Raw genomic sequence first — 19,373 nt, 5'->3', positions numbered from 1 at the left:
TTTATTAAACCGTCGTGCCTCCCGTACTTCCGTTTTCACCGTTTCTTTGTGTCGAAAATGGGACTGGTCTTCCTTCATTTGGTTTTGGAAAACGGATATGCCGAACAAAGAAATAAATGACGGAATGTCCTGCTCCCAAAATTAATAAAAGAATGGGAATGGCTTTTTCTTCTGGAAAAAAAGAAATCGTCAAAATAAACGCTAACACTGAAATCATTCTCCCCAAATTTAAGAATACCTCACGGACTACAATATATTCAATTCGCATTTCTGCCGCTTTCCATGCCTTCCCTATCACATCGTAGGTTAAAGACAAATACGGCACTAAGAGTAATGGATAGGCAATTGAGATCACCACTCCATAAGTAATTAGAAGGGGAAAAGACAGCTTAAATGCAATAAGGAAAATTGCTGCATACAGAATAATCCCGCCTAATAAAATTGATTTTTTACGGTATTTGGGTTTTACAAACCTTGTGACTACATAATAAGCACAAAATTGGACAGCGGAGGCAACCAAACCATATGTACCTAATGCAAGCTCACTTTGCGTAACAATATAAACCCAGACCGTAATTACAAACATAAAGGTTCCTTCTCGTAAACCTTGAAAGAAATGAGCATGAAGAATGTGACGCCAGTTTTTATTATTTTTCCGCTCCTGCACAATTCTCTTGAAAAAGAACTGGCCTTTTGCCGATCTTCTTTTTAGTAAAAAGCTTAATAAAACGGAAAGTACAAATAAACCTAATGAAACAGCAAAAATGACGGTATAGCCAGTAAACTGCTCCATTCTTGTAATGACTACACCTGAAAGAATGGGACCAATCATTCCTGCAAATGAAGTAAGCAGACCTAAAAAGCCATTAAAAAAATCTCTCGTATCAGGTTCAGTTATTTCAAAGGTTAACACATTAAACGCTAACCAATAAAAGCCAAATCCGGTTCCTATTAAAGCTCCTAGGAGGATTAAGTATTGATTGGCTTGCGTTCCTAAAAAGAGAACCGTAAAAAAAAAGATCGATAAAAAGATAACCCCTAAGCGTAACACAATAATTCGATCAAACTTCTTCGCCCAACGGCCTGCTAAAATAAAAGTAAGTAGTTGAAAAATGACCGAGCTTAAATTATAAAGCGCCAAGTCAATAAATTCACCTGATTGCTTCCATAAATAAACGTTTACAAAGGTATTTGATAACGCAATACTTAAAGCATACAAACCACCAATAACTAAAAGCAAAATCAAATCCTTTGTTACTTCTACATCCCCTATAACTTTTGTTAGTAAGGCTTTTTTCAAAAGCTCCACCACCTTCAAACTTAGTTTGTTCTAAGAAGATAGCGTTATACTTTCCAAATAATTGGTATTTAAAAGAGTTAAAAAGAGAAATCTCTTCATTCTTAAACTTTATGAATGATAAAAAAGAGCTACCCTTAAAGTCAGTTTCCATGACTTTTTTAGGTAGCCCTTTGCTATAAGCGAATGGTTATTTTGCAGCTTGGTAAAGCTCTTCTACTTTATCCCAATTTACTACATTCCAGAATGCACCAATGTAGTCAGGACGACGATTTTGATAGTTTAGGTAATAAGCATGCTCCCAAACATCTAATCCAAGAATTGGCGTTTTGCCTTCTGATAATGGAGTATCTTGGTTTGGTGTGCTTGTAATTTCAAGCGAACCGTTAGATACAACTAACCATGCCCAACCAGAACCAAAACGGTTAGCAGCTGCATCAGCAAATTTTTCTTTGAAAGTGTCTAGGCTTCCAAAAGTAGAAGTAATAGCGTTGGCTACTTCACCTTTAGGCTCGCCACCACCATTTGGAGAAAGAAGCTCCCAGAATAATGTGTGGTTAGCATGTCCACCACCATTATTTCGAACAGCTGTGCGAATGCTTTCAGGAACAGCGTCTAGGTTCGCTACTAGCTCTTCAATGCTTTTGCTTGCTAGTGCTTCATGCCCTTCAAGTGCTGCATTTAATTTTGTTACATATGTTTGATGGTGCTTTCCATGATGAATATTCATTGTCTGCTCATCAATGTGAGGTTCAAGTGCGTTTGCTGCATAAGGTAATTGTGGTAATTCGTATGCCATAATAAAATCCTCCTTAAATGTTCATCAAAATTTTAAATTCCAGCTGACTTTCTAAACAAAAATGTTTATTAAGTCTGGCAATTATTACATTATCAGAGTTTCTGATATTCTGCAATCCTAATGCTCATTAAATTTTAAAAAGTTAACTTTTTTTATTTTATTTGTTACTTTGTTTCCTCGTTTACTATTCCCTTATCCGATCGTTTTCAATCCTTTTTATGATCAAAAAAAGCCGTCAATCATGACGACTTCTTTAAAACGGAGGAAGAGGGATTCGAACCCCCGCGCGGTTTAACCCGCCTGTCGGTTTTCAAGACCGATCCCTTCAGCCGGACTTGGGTATTCCTCCAAAAACAAGATGGTGGACCCTGTAGGACTCGAACCTACGACCAATCGGTTATGAGCCGAGTGCTCTAACCAACTGAGCTAAGGGTCCATGCTGTATATGTATGCTTGTAAGTAGCGGCGGAGGGGATCGAACCCCCGACCTCACGGGTATGAACCGTACGCTCTAGCCAGCTGAGCTACACCGCCTTATTATGGCTCCACAGGTAGGACTCGAACCTACGACCGATCGGTTAACAGCCGATTGCTCTACCACTGAGCTACTGTGGAATAACGACAAGAATTATATTAACATGATGTTGATAATTAAGCAATACTTTTTTCAAAAAAACTTTTTCCAACTTCTTTATTAATGTATCATACGTACTAAAAAACAACAAGTACGAGTTCACAATACGATTAAATTAGTTTTATATTAATTGTCGCATTTCATTTAAATTGATATGATAATTGAGGTGCTTTACTTTTGAAAGGAGAAACCAATGAGTTTTTTTTCACTATTTTATCAAACCTTGTACAAATTTAAGGTGATGGCATATAGTCGACTTTTACCTATTACAAAAGCTATCCTTCATGTCACAATAACAGTAGCTATAGCTTGCCTGCCTTTCATCATTTTATTAGCTGTTTCTTTAACTCACCATTTAAATCAATTAAATACGTTAGTAGAAAATGAATTGCCCCCTTTTACCATTCAATGGAATGAATTAATAAGCGAGCAAGTCGAACCTACCATTGAATATTCTGATACGACCGGATATTTAATTTTCGACCCTCAAAATGACCTGACTCTAGAAAACTTACATGATTATGAAAAAGGCGTTGCTATTCAAAAAAACGGTCTCGTTTCCTTTGATAGTGGAGAAGCTCAAGAATTCTCTTACGCGATTTTAGGAATTCAAGAGATGACTAGTATTGAATTAAAAGAGCAAATCTCCAATTTAACAGGGTTCCTCCCTGTTTTAATACCGGTTATTTCTGTTCTAATATATGCCGGGTTACTCGGACTAGCTTTTTTAGGAATTAGTATCCTAGCACTCCTAGGTCCTTTGTTAAAAGGAAAAAGAACATTTTTAACTTATAAACAAATTTGGAATATTAGTGCCTTTTCATCAACAACACCGATTATTTTATATGGCTGGCTTGATCCCTTTATAAGTCTTCAGCCCATTTTTCTAGTCATAATGGCGATATTCTTCATATTTATTGCTATTCGACAAATTCCTTTACCCAAAACGAAAAGACGCCCCATACAAAAGCACACTCAATAATAGTTAGAGACAGTAATAAAAAAAGTGAAATGGAGCGAACTCCATTTCACTTTTTTGTTTTGTTTAAAAACGAATTACTCTACTTTTTCAGTATCCTGAGTTTCTGGTGCTGGTTCGTCCTCTAGTTTTTTTATTAGGATTCTTGTTCCATCAACAGAAACAACTTTTACTTTCACATTCGCTTCTACCCAATGAGCGCCACTTGTTGCACTGTAAGCTTCTCCTTCAATTTCAACTGTACCTGTTGGTCTAAAAGGACTTAGAGTAGTTCCAGTTTTATCAACCAGCTCTTTATAGCTTTCGTTTAATGAATTGTATCCCATATCACTTGAAAGCTTATTTTTTAATGTCATCTTATCCCACATATGTCTTGAAGGAAATACTTTAAGGAATAAAAATGCTCCAAAAGCTCCCATTAAAAAGCCCATCGATACTAATAATCCGTATATAAACGACGGTGACGGTATCGCAAGCCCAGCAATCATCAATATTAAGCCGATCATCGCAACTGTACCATCTGTAATAAACTTACCATCAATCATAATGAGCGTTAATCCGACTACATATAAAATGATCACCCAAAAGCCTGTATCTCCTGTTAAGTGATAGGAAAAGTACGTAGCCATAATGGCAATACCTAAAATCGCAAATAATCCTTTTGCTTTAACAAGAAGCTCACCAAACAAAAACAATGTACCTAATAAAATGACAATAAAACCAACTGCTCCATAATCTAGCCATTCCATCAGCTCTCAACCTCCTTTACTACATATACGATGCAAAATCATTTTTGTTTCATCTTTTATACATTTATTATAGCAGTTCTTTTTCTTGCTTTATAGGACAAACAAAAAAAAGAGGGATAATCCCTCTTTTTATTATGAACTAAACCATCCTCTAATGGAATCAATGATGCTTGAGAAAAAACCTAAAACTCGATCAATAAAATTACGCGTTTCTTCACTACTTAAAATATCATCTAAATTCTCTCGAACTTTTGAAATTTGATCCTTTACATTCTCCCAGTTAATATCTAAATTTTGCATACGCATAAATAACGAAACTAACCCATCAAGTTCTTGGTCTGTAAGTGTCACTCCAAGCTGTTCGGCTAATCTTCTTATTAGTTCTCTTAAATCGTCTTCAGATTCGACTGGATTATTTGCAATCTCTTCTTTAATTTGATTCATTAATTCTGTTGCTTCATCAACACCAATCGATTCACCAAGTTCAGATGTTTTAACAATTTCTTCGTTTGCGATTTGTTTTTGTTCTTCAGGTATTTCCTGTTCAGTTACCTCTTCATACGCTTTAATTAAGCCTGTTAATGCTCCCGTTCCCGACACAGAAAACGGTGCGGTCACATAAACTTCAGCATCCTCTACTCCAGCCGTAATGAGGGCATTCGCGTACATTCCTTCAGAAACCCAATAAATATTATTAGTATCTACAACAATTCCATCACCACTGCCTGCTAACGTAATTTTAGAAGAGGAAATGGCTCTTGTACCTATTGTTTGTGCATTAACATATTCACCTAGATATTGGTGCTCTTCTTGATTCGAAACGTAAATAATTTCAACTTCACTTTCCTTCACACCCATATCATCTAAAACAGTTTGCTTCTGTTCAGAAGTTAAGTCTTCACCTAATGTCACAATGACCTCACCTTCAATTGCATCAGCTAGCGCTACTGAAGGTAATAATAAAGTTAGAATTAATAAACTTAGAAAAATTGATTTCGCTCTCTTTATCATTTCATCGACCCCTTTTTGCAGTTTACCTGCTTGACTCATTTTTCCTTCTACTTATAAATGAGCCTTACTCTTAGGAAACATTTTTTTACAACAAAATAAAAGGGTCTTTTGACCTAAAAACACTCTTTTAACATTTGTAAAATTGTAAAAAGCATAGGCTTTTATCTCCATAAAATATCAAACTCTTTCAAAGATCGAAGATTATGCTTCTTGCATCCATGATTTATCGGGCTCCAAATATGTAAGCAAAAACAATAAACTAACACCGATAATCGCTAATGAATAAAATTGCATGCGCAGAACATTCTCAAGCCACTGACCAAATAACAACGGACCCAATGCTACTCCAAGAAATCTAATCATCGAATACCAAGTAAATGCATAGGCTCTATCTTTTGATGCAAGTTGACTTGCCATCCACTGACTTGCCAAAGGTAAAAACATTCCAAAGCTCAACGAAAAGACGGAAAGGCTAAGCAGCAAGCCAAAAAAAGTATTCCATAAAATTTGAATAATAAAAGCTAGCACCATACAGCTTACCGTCACTTTCATAGCAGAAAGGATATTTTCTGGTATTTGAAACATATAGCGACCCATAAAAAATGTGGAGAGAGTAAAGATAGCTAAAGGCAGTGCAAATAGAAAACCTTTTATCATTAAGTGCGAGAAATGCATAGCTTCCATTTGGAAGGAAAGAAAATAAAGCCAGCCGAATAATAAAAACATTCCACTACCACCAATTACAAAAATCGGCAAAACTAAAAATCGATTTTCAAGCCAGAAATCCAGAACACTAAATTCTTTTTTATCTTTTATAAGCTGATGGTCTTTTTGTTTATTAGCAGAAAATAAATAGCTCATCGCAGCAAAAGTGATAAGTACAAAAAACAGAAAAACCATTAGACTGTAATACCAGCTGGCTAGCAACAAAAGAAATGACCCGATTAATGGACTCACCACCTTCGCTAACCCATTAAATGCTTCTATAATCCCTAATACTTCTCCTCTTTTTCTACCTTCATACCAATTTGCTGCGATCATCATAGCTAATGGAGTTATTAACCCAGCTCCAACACCTTGAATAAAACGTCCAGTCAATAAAGCTACATAGGAAGAAAGAATTAAAGATAACAAAGAGAGAACAATCCCCCCTATGATGACTATTAACGAGATAAAAATAAAGGCTTTAAGAGACAGACGCGATAAAAACCATCGATTCATTGGAATGACAAGAGCAGCCGGTAAAGAAAAAGAAACTAAGAAAATACTAGCTTCTGATGCTGATAACTCAAATGATTTTTGCAGATCAGGTACTAAGGGTATGAACAATGAATTCCCTAAAACCATAATGAATGGAATCAAGCCTAGTATAGCTGCATGAAAAGTGACCCATTTAGTGTCTTCCATCGATTGAGCTCCCTCCCTCATGTACTTGTCGTTTTTACAAGAAAAATATTCGTACTAAAAATATCCAATTCAGCATAAACTACTACGAGCATCTTTTTTATGAAGAGGAGGACAAGTTATGAAAAAATTATTGATTTTAGCTTTCGTGATTGTAACGATCTCTAGTCTTTATTATGATCTGACGATAGGTACTTTACCCGGAAAAAATGATCAAGTTGCCATCGCTGACGATATACAGCCAGAAAAAGCGGGGAGTAATGAGTTACTTCAAGACCCTATACCCTTTCAAGAAGTCATTGTTGAACCTGGCTATACCGTATTATCGATAGTTGAACATTTACATACTGGCCCAATTCCAGCGACAATCCAGGAGGTCATTTATGATTTCAAGCAATTAAATAACGGGACAGAACCAGAGCATATTCAAATTGGTCAATCCTATTATTTCCCACTCTACGATTCCTAAAGAAGTTTATTCTTGCCAAATAGAGAAGGTCATTGATAAAATGAAACTGTAACTTAAGCGAGTAGATTTACAGTCCTCGTAATAAAAGGAGCGAATGGTCAATGACCGAATTAACACATCGTACAAAAACACGTCCAGTCAAGGTCGGTAATTTGACGATTGGTGGAAATGATGAAATCGTTATTCAAAGTATGACAACAACAAAAACTCACGACGTTGAAGCAACGGTCGCAGAAATTAACCGACTTGAAGAAGCTGGTTGCCAAGTCGTCCGAGTAGCATGTCCAGATATGAGAGCAGCTGAAGCAATTGCTGATATCAAAGCAAGAATCAATATTCCCCTTGTAGTAGATATTCATTTTGATTATAAACTCGCACTTAAAGCAATAGAGGGTGGAGCTGACAAAATCAGAATTAATCCCGGAAATATTGGAAGAAGAGAAAAAGTAGAGGCTGTTGTCCAAGCAGCAAAAGCAAAAGGAATCCCTATTCGAATTGGAGTAAACGCAGGATCATTAGAGCGTAAAATCCTTGAAAAATATGGATATCCGACAGCTGATGGCATGGTGGAAAGTGCTCTTCATCATATAAAAATATTAGAGGATTTAGATTTCCATGATATTATCGTTTCGATGAAAGCATCAGATGTTCATTTAGCAATAGAGGCCTATGAGAAAGCAGCGAAAGCATTTGATTATCCACTTCATTTAGGTATTACAGAAAGTGGTACTTTATTTGCTGGGACCGTTAAAAGTGCTGCAGGTTTAGGTGCTATTTTAAATATGGGGATTGGTAATACGATGAGAATTTCTCTAAGTGCTGACCCTGTAGAAGAAGTAAAAGTAGCTAGAGAGCTGCTAAAAACATTTGGATTAGCCTCAAATGCTGCAACCTTAATTTCATGTCCAACTTGTGGACGTATTGAAATTGATTTAATCAGCATTGCTAATGAAGTAGAAGAATATATCTCAAAAATTAAAGCTCCATTAAAAGTAGCCGTTTTAGGCTGTGCCGTAAACGGACCAGGTGAAGCGAGAGAAGCGGATATTGGGATTGCAGGTGCAAGAGGAGAAGGTCTTCTATTTATGAAAGGGAAAACCGTTCGTAAGGTTCCCGAAGAAACCATGGTTGAAGAATTAAAAATTGAAATTGATAAGCTTGCAGAGGAACATTATGCAAAGCAGAAAGAATTAGAAAAAGCATAAGCTACGCTTATGCTTTTTCTTTTATCCATACTCCCCGAATAATCTAAATAAAGGGTGAAAAAAAGACGGTCAAGATGATTGATAAGGCACCAATCCCTATCGCCCAATTACCAATCGCTTTCGCACCGTAGCGCCTTGAAACAAAACCAACAATGATACCAGCTGCTCCAAGCAATACTGGCAAGAAGAACAGTGAAAGAATAGAGAGAACGATCGCAAAGGTCCCGATACCAAATCCTGACCTTGTATCATTTTCAGCTCTATGCTCCTCTTCGTGACGACTATTTAATGTTTCATCATGAACGGCATCTCCATTTGTAGCCATTCCATTTACTGCCGCAAATTCAGCAGCCGTTTCCTCATTGAAACGGCCATTTTCTTGGTTCACGGCATCAATAGTCGTATCCTCACTTGTATCTTCTTCAACTTTATCCAGTGGACGCGTGTCTCTGCGCCCATCTGCATGAGTATTTAAAAAGGTCAATGATGGATCATTTTCATCCACTAAACGAACTGGATCCGTTTTCTGCTTTTCGTTATTTTCCATACGAATCCCTCACTTTCTTTTTTTCGGGGAGTACTCTTAGTATGGTTTAGAACCGATGAATTATCGCAGTAAATCTTTTCTTCTTTAGGAAACAAGCTAGACCATTTCGCTAAAATCATGTATTGTTAACGGATACGAGTTATTTTATCAGAGGTGATCAACTTGCAAAAAAAACGTTTTGGACTTGATATAGATGGAACGATAACGGATCCCGCTACCTTCATTCCCTATTTAAATCAAGATTTTAAGAAAAATTTAACTTTAAATGATTTAACCGAATATGATTTAACTTCTATTCTTAAAATTAGCGACGATGACTTTTGGGAATGGATGGGATTAAACGAAGGTAAAATTTATCGTGAAGCTCCACTAGCACCTGATGCTCACTCCATTATCACGCAGTGGAATCAAAATCATGAATTAATTTATATAACAGCAAGAAGAAGTCATTTATTTGATATCACGAAAAGTTGGTTTTCAGAGCAAAATGTTCCCTATCAACATATTGAAATGGTTGGAAAGCATGATAAAATAGAGGCAATACGCCAACATCAGCTAGATATCTTTTTTGAAGATAAACACGATAATGCTGTAGCCATTGCCGAGGAGTTTCAAATTCCTGTTATTTTAATGGATACTCCCTACAATCGACTTCCTATTCCAAGTAATGTGATTCGGACAAAAAGTTGGCACGAAGCCCAAATTTGGGTGGACTCCTGGCTAAAACAAAGCATTTTATAATAATGTGTTATTATTGCATACACAAATGGACCTTTCTTCTTTTGACAAGAAGGAAGGTCCTAATTCTTCTTTATAATTGGTAACCTATCAGTAAATAAAGTGGCTTTACCACTAAAATAAGTTAGTTTGGAGTACAGCTCACCCGAAAGTAGAGGAGTGTCTTGAGGAAGCAATTTATATCTTTTGATGCTTATACAAACAGATTGTACCAGACATATCTAAGGCTGACATTGATTACAACGCCCATAAATCTCAAATTTATGCCCAGTCACTTCAAAATCAGAAAAGGTTTTATGACTTTTTATTAACTCCATCGGGCAGCTTTTAATATGTTTCGTTTTGCCACAATCAAGACAAATTAAATGATGGTGATGCTCCTGAGTCGAGCATCGGAAACGAAATTTTTTCTCACCATCTAATTCTGTGGTCTCTAATATATTTAATTGTGCAAAAAGAGATAAATTTCGGTATATCGTATCAAAGCTTAAGCCTGGATACTGTAGATTCATCGCCTCTAATACATCTTTAGCTGAAATATACCTTTTTTCTCTTGAAAAAAGCCTTAACATTTCCTCTCTTTTTCCTGTATGCTTGTAACCTTTTTCTTTTAGCTGATCCATTGCCTCTAAAAGGTTCAACTCTTTCACCCCCTATGAGCTTGCTTTAATCATCCCACTCTGGCCCATTACTTTTTTATTAGTAAGGCTAACCAATATAAACTTGCTACAATACTCCTAAAGCGTTATATGAGAGCTCATCACCTATATTCATAACCACCTAATTTAGCGACTAAGTTGCAAGAATATCGATTAGCAAGAATGACGATAAATCCTCTAAACTTTCAAAACAAAGGAAAGCTTCGAATTTTAAGTATGAACCTCTTCATGCTCATGATTATGAGTAATCATTGAAACCTCATGGCCATAAAAACTAGATAAATCCGGATTCGAAGCAAATTCATGTGAATTTCCATGAAAATGAATCGTTTTATTTAAGCAAATAACATCTGTCACATAATCAGACATTGCCCCAATATCATGAGTTACTAGTATAAGCGTCATCTTTCTCTCTTGATTAAAGTGCCTTAGCATTGAATAAAATTGCTGAACATTTTTAACATCTACTCCAACTGTTGGTTCATCTAATATTAATAGCTCTGGATCACTAACAAGTGCACGAGCGATAAATACCCTTTGCTGTTGCCCTCCAGAAAGCTGTCCAATATTTTGATACGTATATTCTTCCATTCCTACACTTTTTATCGCTTGATGAACTTTTTCTTTATGTGTTTTTTTGAGAAATCGAAATAAGCCGACTTTACCAAAAAGCCCCATTGATACGACTTCAAAGACAGTAGCGGGAAATCCCGTATTAAAACTATTTGCTTTTTGTGAGACAAACCCCACTTTATCCCATTTATGAAATTTGGATACCTTCTCTCCAAATAAGCGAGCTTCACCTTGTCCAGGCTTTAACAACCCTAATATAATTTTCATTAGCGTAGACTTACCTGAACCATTTGGACCTACTAGACCAATAAAAGCTCCCGGTTTTACTTGAAATGAAATATCCTCCAACACATTTCTCGTACCATATTGAAAGGACACGTTTCTAAGTTCTATCGGTGCAATTTGAGACTTTATTTGACTCATTTTTAAGCCTCCTAAATTAAGAATGATTACGATTTAGAACATCTTTTCCTATTATATAGTATTTTAATTTTTTTTCAATCCTCTTGCCCAAAAAACAAAAAAAGCCACAGAGAGCTGTGACTATTATCGAACAACTAGATAATTAAATTGTTCTGCATTTTCCTGTATTTCAACAGCATACCAGCTTTGAGCATTTCCATGCTCTTCAATGTATGCTTCTAATCCATACATCCCACGGTGATAGGCTGTTAAGGCGTAATCCCAGTCTTCATACTTCTCATACAGAAAGCTTAAATATTCAATGGAGAGTTGAATGGAGTATAAAGGGTCGAATAATAGCTTTTGATCATAGTCTAACCCAGCCATATCTGCTATCCAAGGAGCTGTATTTTCCATAAATTGAGCCATTCCATATGCTTGGCCATATCTCGTATGAGGACCGACCAATTCCGGATTAAAGGTGCCTCCCGTTTCTGTCTTTAAAAGCTCATAGACAATGTATGGGTCTATATCTTTTTGTTGGGCTATTTCACCAAGGAATATTCCCCACTCTTCCTGAAATAATCCTTCACTATCTTTATATAGCTGCTTAGATATATTTTTTGATTGTATCCAAGAATGGTAATTGATCGCTATATCTGAATTTATAGGTTGAGTTGAGAAAAATTGTCTCATTTCCTTCATCTCTTGTTTAGCCATATACTGTTCTTTCTCTATCTCAGCTGATATTAATTGTTCCTTCAATTGTTCGTTCTGTACGATGAGAAAAGCTAGCACCATTAATAAGCCAATGGTTGTACTAACGAATAATCGTTGCTTCATATTATTCCCTCCTAAATAAGAGTCATTTAAACAACGTTTATTATCATACAGAAAAATAGAGATTTTAGACAACCTCTATAGTATTTGAAATAACAGTAAATAACATGGAAAGAAAAGAACCATATAAAGAAACTATGTATTAGACTCTTTATTACTAGCAGATTCTAAGAAATACTAGCTATTTCACCATTATTTCACTTCTTACATCAAAAAAGCTTTCTATTAAATCAAGGAAAGCTTAAGTGGTAATTAAAGGTAAGCTTAAAATGACCGTTGTTCCAACGTTAAATGTACTTTCGATTTTAAAGGTTCCTCCATGGTCTTCAATCATTTTCTTACAAAGGGGAATTCCTATCCCTGTACCACTTTCCTTTGTTGTGAAAAATGGTTTTCCTAGCTGTTTAAGCACTTCCTCAGGCATACCCTTGCCATTGTCTTTTACTAATATAAAATACTCATTATCACATATAGCAGTCGTGATTTTAAATTTTCGATTTTGGTTTGATTTACCAAATGCTTCAATTGAATTTCTCAATAAATTTAACATGATTTGTTTAATAATTGATTCGTTTACATTAATGAGTAAAGCCGTTTCTTTTAAGTTCATAGCAAACTCAACATCATGAAGCAAGCACTCCGCTTTCATAATTTCAACTAATGATTTCATGATTTGAACGGGTGATTGAAGCTTACGGTCCATTTTCCGTCTCGAAACAGATAAAAAATCTTCAATGATGGCATTCATTCTATTTAGTTCGGCAAGAATCGTGTCATAATACTTTTGGAAGTCATTTGTTAATTGTGCTAATTGCAAAAATCCTTTAATGACTGAAAGTGGATTCCTCAGTTCGTGTGCTACACCTGCTGCAATATGTGAAACAGCTTCCATTTGGTGATGAAAAGTTAATAATTTTCAAATTGCTTTTGTAATGAGCGATCCTCTATCAAAACATAAACCATTTCTTCATCCTCTAATGGCAATGCCCTTAAATGGAAAATAAACTCTTTATCCTCATAATATTCTTCTTCTAGCTCACCTGATTCTACAGATTCATTCATAAGGTCATAAATCGTTTCCATTAAAAAAGATTGATCCGCTAAATCATTTAATCGATGATAAGAAAGATCTTTTTTTGAAACATCTACAATGTCTAAAAATAGCTGATTCCATTTTAAAACATTATATTGATAATCCATTTTGATAAAGGGAATTCCTATTTGTTCAAGATATTTCATATTATTATTATCCTTACTTTTCCATATTTCATGTGATCGATAACGGTATTGTTCAGTCGTTTGATCCGCAGCCATACTGTTATTGCCTCTAGGGGCACCCTGACCATAGGTATGATGATTTTCCATATTGTAGTCACCCCATTTTCCTATTTCATCAATTTGTAAATATCCCTTAATTTATACATTAAAGAAATATTCGAGATAAAAGGAAGGATTTCCTTTTTTTATTCACATTTTTATTTTTTGCAACATATAATAAAACATCTTGTGTGCGCCCAAAGATTAATAGGAGGTTTTTCTTTATGAATCCCTTTATCCAACAAATGGTAAACAACAAAGTAAATGGAATTACACCGAGAGAACTGCTAACACTATCTAAACAATATCAAGTTCCTTTAAATGAGCAACAAGCTGTTAAGGTCGTTCAAATTCTTCGTTCCGAAAAAATTGATGTATCGAATACAGAACAATTACATCGTATTTTGAATCGTTTGCAGGTTGAAATCGATCCACATGTAGCTAGTGTGGTGCAACAGTTAATGAGCCAATTTTCAAAATACTTATAAGCATAGGGACAACACTCACGAATAAATGATTATATCATTCTAGGTCCCCGCTTGTTCGCTCCCCCAACACACTTCGCGTCCGGTGGTGTGGCGCCGAACTAACTTTTATTAAAAAGTGGATTTCGGCATGGCCACTATTTCCCACTGGAGTCTCCGTGTCTTGTGTCCGCTAGCTTACGTCTTTCATAGGGAATCTATCCCTTCAAAAAACCCTCCTTTTTCCAAAAAAGGAGGGTTCATCGTTCATTATTGATGTTTGCATCCATTATACATTTTTTCGAATTTCTCTAAAGTGATGTTTTAAATCAGATTTTGTCCCAGCCACTTCTAGTTGAGCTTTTTTTCACAAATGCCTAAACAGAGACTATTTTAAGATTGAATAATTTTTTCTTTTAGCTGTGAATCAAATTGCCCCTTTTTTAACATCGCAATCTCGTGTTGATAGGGTGCTTTTTTGTTTTTCTTATCTTCACCAACAAATGGAGTTTCTAAAATTTTTGGGATGCTTGATAGCTGTGGATGATGAACAACATAGTGTAAAGCATCAAAGCCGATATGTCCAAATCCAATATTCTCATGCCTATCCTTACCTGCACCTTGAACATTTTTACTATCATTAATATGAAGAACCTTAATTCGGTCTACACCTATTATTTTATCAAATTCATTTAGGACTCCATCAAAATCCTCTTTTACATTATAACCAGCATCATGGGTATGACATGTATCAAAACATACTGATAAGCGATGATTCTCTTTAACTCCGTCGATAATTCTAGCGAGTTCTTCAAAGTTCCTTCCACATTCAGAACCTTTACCTGCCATTGTTTCGAGAGCTATCTGAACTGAACCGTCAATCGTTAAAACTTCATTTAAACCTTCAATAATTTTCGCAATGCCCTCATCTACTCCGGCATTAACATGCGCACCAGGGTGTAAAACAATTTGTTTTGCTCCTAAAGCTTCTGTTCTTTCCATTTCAGAACGAAGAAAATTAACTCCTAGCTCAAATGTTTCAGGTTTAATGCTATTTCCAATATTAATAATATACGGAGCATGTACAACGATATCTGCCATGCTATTTTCACTCATATGAGCTAAGCCTGCCTCGATATTTAACTCTTCAATCGGCTTCCTTCTAGTATTTTGAGGTGCACCTGTATAAATCATAAACGTATTTCCACCATATGATAAGGCTTCCTCACTTGCTCCAAGTAGCATTTTTTTCCCACTCATTGACACATGAGAACCTAATTTCACGTCCATCTCTGATTTCTCCCTCTATGATTATTTTCCTTTTTTCTTTATTCTTCTCTGTCTTTGATCTTCTTTTTGTTGTTTAAAGCGCGCTTTCTTTTTATAAGCTGGCTTGACCTTTTTCGGCTTTGCTTTTGCTTTTCCGGTACTTCCTTGCTTCGCTTTCGGTTCTTCTTTTTGCTGATTTTTACTATCAGCTGTTTTTGAAGCAACTCTTTTTCCAGGTGTTCCTAATGGCGGCTTATCCAGTTTAATCCATTCTCCTTTTTTAAAATCATGGTAAGTAAAAGTAATTCCCTTACTGATTAATTTTTCTATTGCTTTTTGGTCACTCAATTCGTAAATCGTGTAAGCTATGCCCTCTGCTCCTGCCCTTGCTGTTCGACCGACACGATGAATATAAAAATCAAGGTCCTTCGGAAGTGAATAATTAATAATATGAGTAATTCCCTTTATATCAATTCCTCTTGCAGCTAAATCAGTCGCTACTAAATATTGAAGCTTTAAATCATGAACTTGCTTCATTACCTGTTTTCTTTCTCGTGCCTGTAACCCACCGTGAAGTTTTCCGACGTTTAATTTAGCTTCTAATAACTTCTCTGTAACTAACTCTGCTTCTTCCTTTGTACTCGTAAAAATAATCGCAAAATAAGGATTAAAGGATTGAGCAAGCTCAACAACAAATTGAAGCTTATCACGATGTCTTAATGAAACAAGACGATGGTCTATTTTTTTTACGGTCACATGCTTAGGCTCAACATGAACGTGACGAGGGTTGTCCATATATTTATTTAAGAATGGTTTTAACTTTTCAGGAATGGTCGCTGAAAAAACGAGCATTTGTAATTGACCAGCCATTTTCGCCGCTATTTTATCTACATCCTCAATAAATCCCATATCTAACATCTGGTCAGCTTCATCTACTACTAAGGTGGTTGCTGTGTAGGCTAGAAGAGCATTTTCCTTAATTAAATCATTAATTCTACCAGGTGTTCCTACAATAATGTGTGGTTGCTGCTTCAATCGACTTATGTTTCTTTGCTTATCTGTTCCTCCTACTAATAGTTTAGCAACGACCTTATTCTCTTGTTCATCGTTCTCTAATAAAGAGGATAAAACATCAAATAATTGAGTAGCCAATTCTCGAGTAGGCGCTGTAATAATAGCTTGTACTTCTGATTTACTTGTGTCTAGATTGGTAAGAATCGGCAGTAAAAAAGCTAAAGTTTTACCAGTTCCTGTTTGCGATTGTCCTATCACATCGATTCCATTTTTTATCGCTGGAATTAACCGTTCTTGAATTTCTGTTGGCGCTGTAATATTTTGTGAATTTAATGCTTCTATCAAATATGTTTTCAAATCGAAGCGTGTAAATTGTGTTTGTTTCATTTATTTTCCTACTTTCTACCGTTTCTCTATGCAATTGTTCATTTTATCACACTTTTTATATAAAAAGCGAATCCTCTCTGAAATATTTAGGAGAAATAGAAACCAATATCAAAGTTATTACATATATAGTAATAAGGACTTAGTAGTCGTTATAAAAAGAGGTGAACAATTATGAATCGTTTTTTTGGACCACCACTAACCTCTATTCCGATTCAATCTTCATTGCCAATGCATGCTTTCTCTCAAGCTCCATTCATGTATCCAGGAGCTGGATTTTCAATTCCACCTAGTATGCCTGGAGTAGGAGGTCCAGCTTTAGGTTCTTGGGGAGGTGGTGGAGCTTTAAGCTCTATTGCTCGCACAGGAGCACAAGCTCAAAGAGGAGGAGGATTATTAGCTAGACTGTTTGGTGGAGGTAGAGGCTTATCAGGAGCTGGAAATATAGCTAGCACTTTAGGAAAGACTGGTGGGAGCTCGTTTAATCTTACTACTATATTAGATCATTCACAGAGGGTGCTTGGTTTAACCCAACAGGTAGTACCGATGGTGAAGCAATATGGACCAATTGTAAGAAATCTTCCGACACTCTGGAGAATGATGAGATCAAGTGATGAAGCGACGGCTTTTGAAGGGGTTGATTTAGATAGTTTTTCCTTTCAAGGTGACTCAGTAGAAAATAATCATGATTCTCATCCAGAAAACTCGACTGCATCGTTCGATGATACTCAAAACCATACTCAGAACCATTCTTTCGAAGCAGAAAGCTTTTCAGAAACTACCCTGAATCAAGCTAGCTTTGTAGAGGATGTTAATCAATCAAAAGCTCCTGTTTCTCCTAACGAAAGGCCCTTTGATTCGAAATACAGTCATTCGATTGAGCCAAATATGCCTGTTCCAAAATTATATATTTAATTTCGGGATATTTTTGTTGACATAAAGCTCTTCAAATAGTAAAATTTTTAATTTGTATCTTTTTGTGATATACTAGAAATATTACAGGAATTGGAGGAGTGCCCATGTTTAAAATTGGTGATCATGTTGTTTATCCTTACCATGGTGCTGGAACAATCGAGGACATTGAAGAAAAAGATGTATTAGGTGAAACACTTTCCTACTATGTTCTCCATTTCCCACTTGTTGATGTTAAGCTAATGTTGCCTGAAAGTCGTATTGATCAATCTGGACTTCGTAAAGTCATTGCACAAAAGGAACTAGAAGATTTAGTTCAAGCCCTACAAAATGGACCTGATCAACCTCCTTCTACCAGTCATTTTTCTAGAGATACGGAAAACTTACTGAAAAGTGGCAGTATTATCGACGCTGCGCACCTTATTTCCTCTTTATCCAAAAAACAAACGGAACGTTCGAATGGTCTTCATATTCAAGATAGAAATCACTTACAAAAAGCAAAACAAATGATTGCAAGTGAACTTATATTAATGAATGATATGACTGAGGAACAAGCATATGAATTTATCGATCAATCTTTAATCGATGATCATAGTGCATAATTATTGTCACATTGAACAATCTCTATTATAATATAGGCGTAACAGACAAACCTGTTCCTTTGTTTGAAGGAACAGGTTCTCTCATATTTAGGAGGCCTGCCTGTCATGAAAGTTGTTAAAATTTCACCACGTGGTTACTGCTACGGGGTTGTAGATGCTATGGTGCTCGCTAGACAAGCAGCACAAAATTTAGACCTACCACGTCCTATTTATATTCTAGGCATGATTGTTCATAATCAACATGTAACGGATGCTTTTGAAGAAGACGGAATTCAATCATTAGATGGCCCTAATCGCCTCGAAATCTTAAAAGAGGTTGAAAAAGGAACGGTTATTTTTACTGCTCACGGAGTTTCTCCTGAAGTTCGTCAATTAGCTCGTGATAAAGGATTAACGGTAGTGGATGCTACTTGTCCAGATGTGACTCGTACGCACAATTTAATTCAAGAAAAAACGGATCAAGGCTATGATATTATTTATGTTGGGAAAAAGGGACATCCTGAGCCAGAGGGTGCCATAGGGGTCGCCCCAACAAAAGTACACTTAGTCGAAAATGTTGACGATGTCCATTCATTACACCTAGATACGGATAAGATTATCATTACAAATCAGACAACGATGAGTCAATGGGATGTATCAGAGATTATGAATAGTGCCATTAAACGTTTTCCTCACGCACAAATTCATAACGAAATTTGTATGGCAACTCAAGTACGACAAGAAGCTGTTGCTGAGCAAGCAAAAGAATGTGATTTAGTCATTGTAGTAGGAGATCCTAAAAGCAATAACTCAAATCGATTAGCACAAGTTTCCGAAGAAATAGCAGGGACAAAAGCCTTTCGTATAGGCGATGTTTCTGAGCTAAAGCTAGAATGGTTAGAAGGTGTTGAAACAGTAGGTGTTACTTCTGGTGCCTCTACTCCTACTCCTCTAACAAAAGAAGTGATAACATTTATTGAACAATTTAATCCAGTTGATGAGGAAACGTGGGATCGTCAAAATAAAATTAAGCTTGAAAGAATTTTACCTAAGGTTCGCGCTAAAAAGAAATAGTTGAAAAAAAATGTGAAGAGGCTGAAACAAAAGTTACTTTTAAAGAAGAGCC

21 protein-coding genes and 4 tRNA genes are annotated in these 19,373 nt (G+C 36.0%); 8 read left to right on the top strand and 17 right to left on the bottom strand.

The annotated features are described in order from the left end of the window. Positions 1 to 4: 4 nt before the first annotated feature. The 6 genes from AZF04_RS08815 to AZF04_RS08790 form a co-directional block, all read right to left on the bottom strand. Entirely contained in the window at positions 5 to 1,300 is a 1,296-nt protein-coding gene (locus AZF04_RS08815; RefSeq protein WP_061948398.1) for an MFS transporter, read from the bottom strand. Between the two features lie 187 nt (positions 1,301 to 1,487). Continuing rightward, positions 1,488 to 2,096: a superoxide dismutase gene (locus tag AZF04_RS08810; RefSeq protein WP_061948397.1), complete on the bottom strand. Its 609-nt coding sequence runs from the start codon at positions 2,094 to 2,096 to the stop codon at positions 1,488 to 1,490. A 259-nt stretch (positions 2,097 to 2,355) separates the two neighbouring features. Then, a tRNA-Ser gene (locus AZF04_RS08805) sits at positions 2,356 to 2,445 on the bottom strand. 10 nt (positions 2,446 to 2,455) lie between these two features. Beyond that, positions 2,456 to 2,532: transfer RNA gene (locus AZF04_RS08800), tRNA-Ile, on the bottom strand. 24 nt (positions 2,533 to 2,556) lie between these two features. After that, positions 2,557 to 2,630, bottom strand: a tRNA-Met gene (locus AZF04_RS08795). Positions 2,631 to 2,636: 6 nt separating this feature from the next. Further along, positions 2,637 to 2,711: transfer RNA gene (locus AZF04_RS08790), tRNA-Asn, on the bottom strand. Between the two features lie 212 nt (positions 2,712 to 2,923). Between AZF04_RS08790 and AZF04_RS08785 the strand changes: the two genes are divergently transcribed. Further along, positions 2,924 to 3,712, top strand: coding sequence for a DUF1189 domain-containing protein (locus tag AZF04_RS08785; RefSeq protein ID WP_061948396.1), 789 nt, complete (start codon positions 2,924 to 2,926; stop codon positions 3,710 to 3,712). Between the two features lie 74 nt (positions 3,713 to 3,786). Here AZF04_RS08785 and AZF04_RS08780 read toward each other — a convergent pair whose 3' ends face one another. The 3 genes from AZF04_RS08780 to AZF04_RS08770 all read right to left on the bottom strand — a co-directional run bounded on the left by AZF04_RS08780 (position 3,787) and on the right by AZF04_RS08770 (position 6,876). Beyond that, positions 3,787 to 4,458, bottom strand: coding sequence for an NfeD family protein (locus AZF04_RS08780; RefSeq protein WP_045485869.1), 672 nt, complete (start codon positions 4,456 to 4,458; stop codon positions 3,787 to 3,789). A 132-nt stretch (positions 4,459 to 4,590) separates the two neighbouring features. Next, positions 4,591 to 5,508, bottom strand: coding sequence for a DUF1002 domain-containing protein (locus AZF04_RS08775; protein WP_412459202.1), 918 nt, complete (start codon positions 5,506 to 5,508; stop codon positions 4,591 to 4,593). A gap of 162 nt (positions 5,509 to 5,670) precedes the next feature. Then, the gene (locus AZF04_RS08770; RefSeq protein ID WP_061948395.1) at positions 5,671 to 6,876 is read right to left on the bottom strand and encodes an MFS transporter; all 1,206 of its coding nucleotides are present in this window, start codon (positions 6,874 to 6,876) and stop codon (positions 5,671 to 5,673) included. Between the two features lie 118 nt (positions 6,877 to 6,994). Here AZF04_RS08770 and AZF04_RS08765 point away from each other — a divergent pair, with 118 nt between their 5' ends. Both AZF04_RS08765 and ispG read left to right on the top strand, forming a co-directional pair. Then, positions 6,995 to 7,342: a hypothetical protein gene (locus AZF04_RS08765; RefSeq protein WP_061948394.1), complete on the top strand. Its 348-nt coding sequence runs from the start codon at positions 6,995 to 6,997 to the stop codon at positions 7,340 to 7,342. Positions 7,343 to 7,443: 101 nt separating this feature from the next. After that, complete coding sequence (ispG, locus tag AZF04_RS08760; protein WP_045485878.1) at positions 7,444 to 8,547, top strand: flavodoxin-dependent (E)-4-hydroxy-3-methylbut-2-enyl-diphosphate synthase; 1,104 nt, start codon at positions 7,444 to 7,446, stop codon at positions 8,545 to 8,547. Positions 8,548 to 8,590: 43 nt separating this feature from the next. Here the strand turns inward: ispG and AZF04_RS08755 are convergent, their stop codons facing one another. Beyond that, positions 8,591 to 9,094 (bottom strand): hypothetical protein, encoded by a 504-nt coding sequence (locus AZF04_RS08755; protein WP_045485880.1) that lies wholly within the window; start codon positions 9,092 to 9,094, stop codon positions 8,591 to 8,593. Between the two features lie 162 nt (positions 9,095 to 9,256). Here AZF04_RS08755 and AZF04_RS08750 point away from each other — a divergent pair, with 162 nt between their 5' ends. Then, positions 9,257 to 9,835 (top strand): nucleotidase, encoded by a 579-nt coding sequence (locus AZF04_RS08750; protein WP_045485883.1) that lies wholly within the window; start codon positions 9,257 to 9,259, stop codon positions 9,833 to 9,835. Positions 9,836 to 10,053: 218 nt separating this feature from the next. On the opposite strand, the gene AZF04_RS08745 is transcribed toward AZF04_RS08750, so the two are convergent. The 5 genes from AZF04_RS08745 to AZF04_RS21555 all read right to left on the bottom strand — a co-directional run bounded on the left by AZF04_RS08745 (position 10,054) and on the right by AZF04_RS21555 (position 13,671). Beyond that, positions 10,054 to 10,473 (bottom strand): Fur family transcriptional regulator, encoded by a 420-nt coding sequence (locus AZF04_RS08745; protein WP_061948393.1) that lies wholly within the window; start codon positions 10,471 to 10,473, stop codon positions 10,054 to 10,056. Between the two features lie 228 nt (positions 10,474 to 10,701). Next, positions 10,702 to 11,487 carry a metal ABC transporter ATP-binding protein gene (locus tag AZF04_RS08740; RefSeq protein WP_061948392.1) on the bottom strand — a complete coding sequence of 262 codons (786 nt, stop codon included), beginning with the start codon at positions 11,485 to 11,487 and terminating at the stop codon, positions 10,702 to 10,704. Between the two features lie 123 nt (positions 11,488 to 11,610). Then, positions 11,611 to 12,309 carry a transglycosylase SLT domain-containing protein gene (locus tag AZF04_RS08735; protein ID WP_045485892.1) on the bottom strand — a complete coding sequence of 233 codons (699 nt, stop codon included), beginning with the start codon at positions 12,307 to 12,309 and terminating at the stop codon, positions 11,611 to 11,613. Between the two features lie 238 nt (positions 12,310 to 12,547). Then, the gene (locus tag AZF04_RS21560; protein WP_061948391.1) at positions 12,548 to 13,198 is read right to left on the bottom strand and encodes a sensor histidine kinase; all 651 of its coding nucleotides are present in this window, start codon (positions 13,196 to 13,198) and stop codon (positions 12,548 to 12,550) included. A gap of 14 nt (positions 13,199 to 13,212) precedes the next feature. After that, a complete protein-coding gene (locus tag AZF04_RS21555; RefSeq protein ID WP_061948390.1) occupies positions 13,213 to 13,671 on the bottom strand; it encodes a nitrogen regulation protein NR(II) in 459 nt (152 codons plus the stop codon). A gap of 176 nt (positions 13,672 to 13,847) precedes the next feature. Here AZF04_RS21555 and AZF04_RS08720 point away from each other — a divergent pair, with 176 nt between their 5' ends. Then, complete coding sequence (locus AZF04_RS08720) at positions 13,848 to 14,111, top strand: DUF2624 family protein (protein WP_045485898.1); 264 nt, start codon at positions 13,848 to 13,850, stop codon at positions 14,109 to 14,111. Positions 14,112 to 14,480: 369 nt separating this feature from the next. Here AZF04_RS08720 and AZF04_RS08715 read toward each other — a convergent pair whose 3' ends face one another. Together AZF04_RS08715 and AZF04_RS08710 are read right to left on the bottom strand one after the other, a co-directional pair. After that, positions 14,481 to 15,377: a deoxyribonuclease IV gene (locus AZF04_RS08715; RefSeq protein WP_061948389.1), complete on the bottom strand. Its 897-nt coding sequence runs from the start codon at positions 15,375 to 15,377 to the stop codon at positions 14,481 to 14,483. Between the two features lie 21 nt (positions 15,378 to 15,398). Continuing rightward, positions 15,399 to 16,757 (bottom strand): DEAD/DEAH box helicase, encoded by a 1,359-nt coding sequence (locus tag AZF04_RS08710; protein ID WP_061948388.1) that lies wholly within the window; start codon positions 16,755 to 16,757, stop codon positions 15,399 to 15,401. A 171-nt stretch (positions 16,758 to 16,928) separates the two neighbouring features. Here AZF04_RS08710 and vrrA point away from each other — a divergent pair, with 171 nt between their 5' ends. The 3 genes from vrrA (at position 16,929) to AZF04_RS08695 (ending at position 19,321) form a co-directional block, all read left to right on the top strand. Then, complete coding sequence (gene vrrA, locus AZF04_RS08705; protein ID WP_061948387.1) at positions 16,929 to 17,669, top strand: VrrA/YqfQ family protein; 741 nt, start codon at positions 16,929 to 16,931, stop codon at positions 17,667 to 17,669. Between the two features lie 104 nt (positions 17,670 to 17,773). Next, entirely contained in the window at positions 17,774 to 18,268 is a 495-nt protein-coding gene (locus tag AZF04_RS08700; protein ID WP_045485906.1) for a CarD family transcriptional regulator, read from the top strand. A gap of 105 nt (positions 18,269 to 18,373) precedes the next feature. Beyond that, positions 18,374 to 19,321 carry a 4-hydroxy-3-methylbut-2-enyl diphosphate reductase gene (locus AZF04_RS08695; protein WP_045485909.1) on the top strand — a complete coding sequence of 316 codons (948 nt, stop codon included), beginning with the start codon at positions 18,374 to 18,376 and terminating at the stop codon, positions 19,319 to 19,321. Positions 19,322 to 19,373: the final 52 nt, after the last annotated feature.

This window comes from Alkalihalobacillus trypoxylicola, assembly GCF_001590785.1.
Classification (GTDB): domain Bacteria; phylum Bacillota; class Bacilli; order Bacillales; family Bacillaceae_D; genus Alkalihalobacillus; species Alkalihalobacillus trypoxylicola.
Note: the sequence above shows the minus strand (reverse complement) of the source record. Positions and strands in the feature narration are given on the sequence as shown.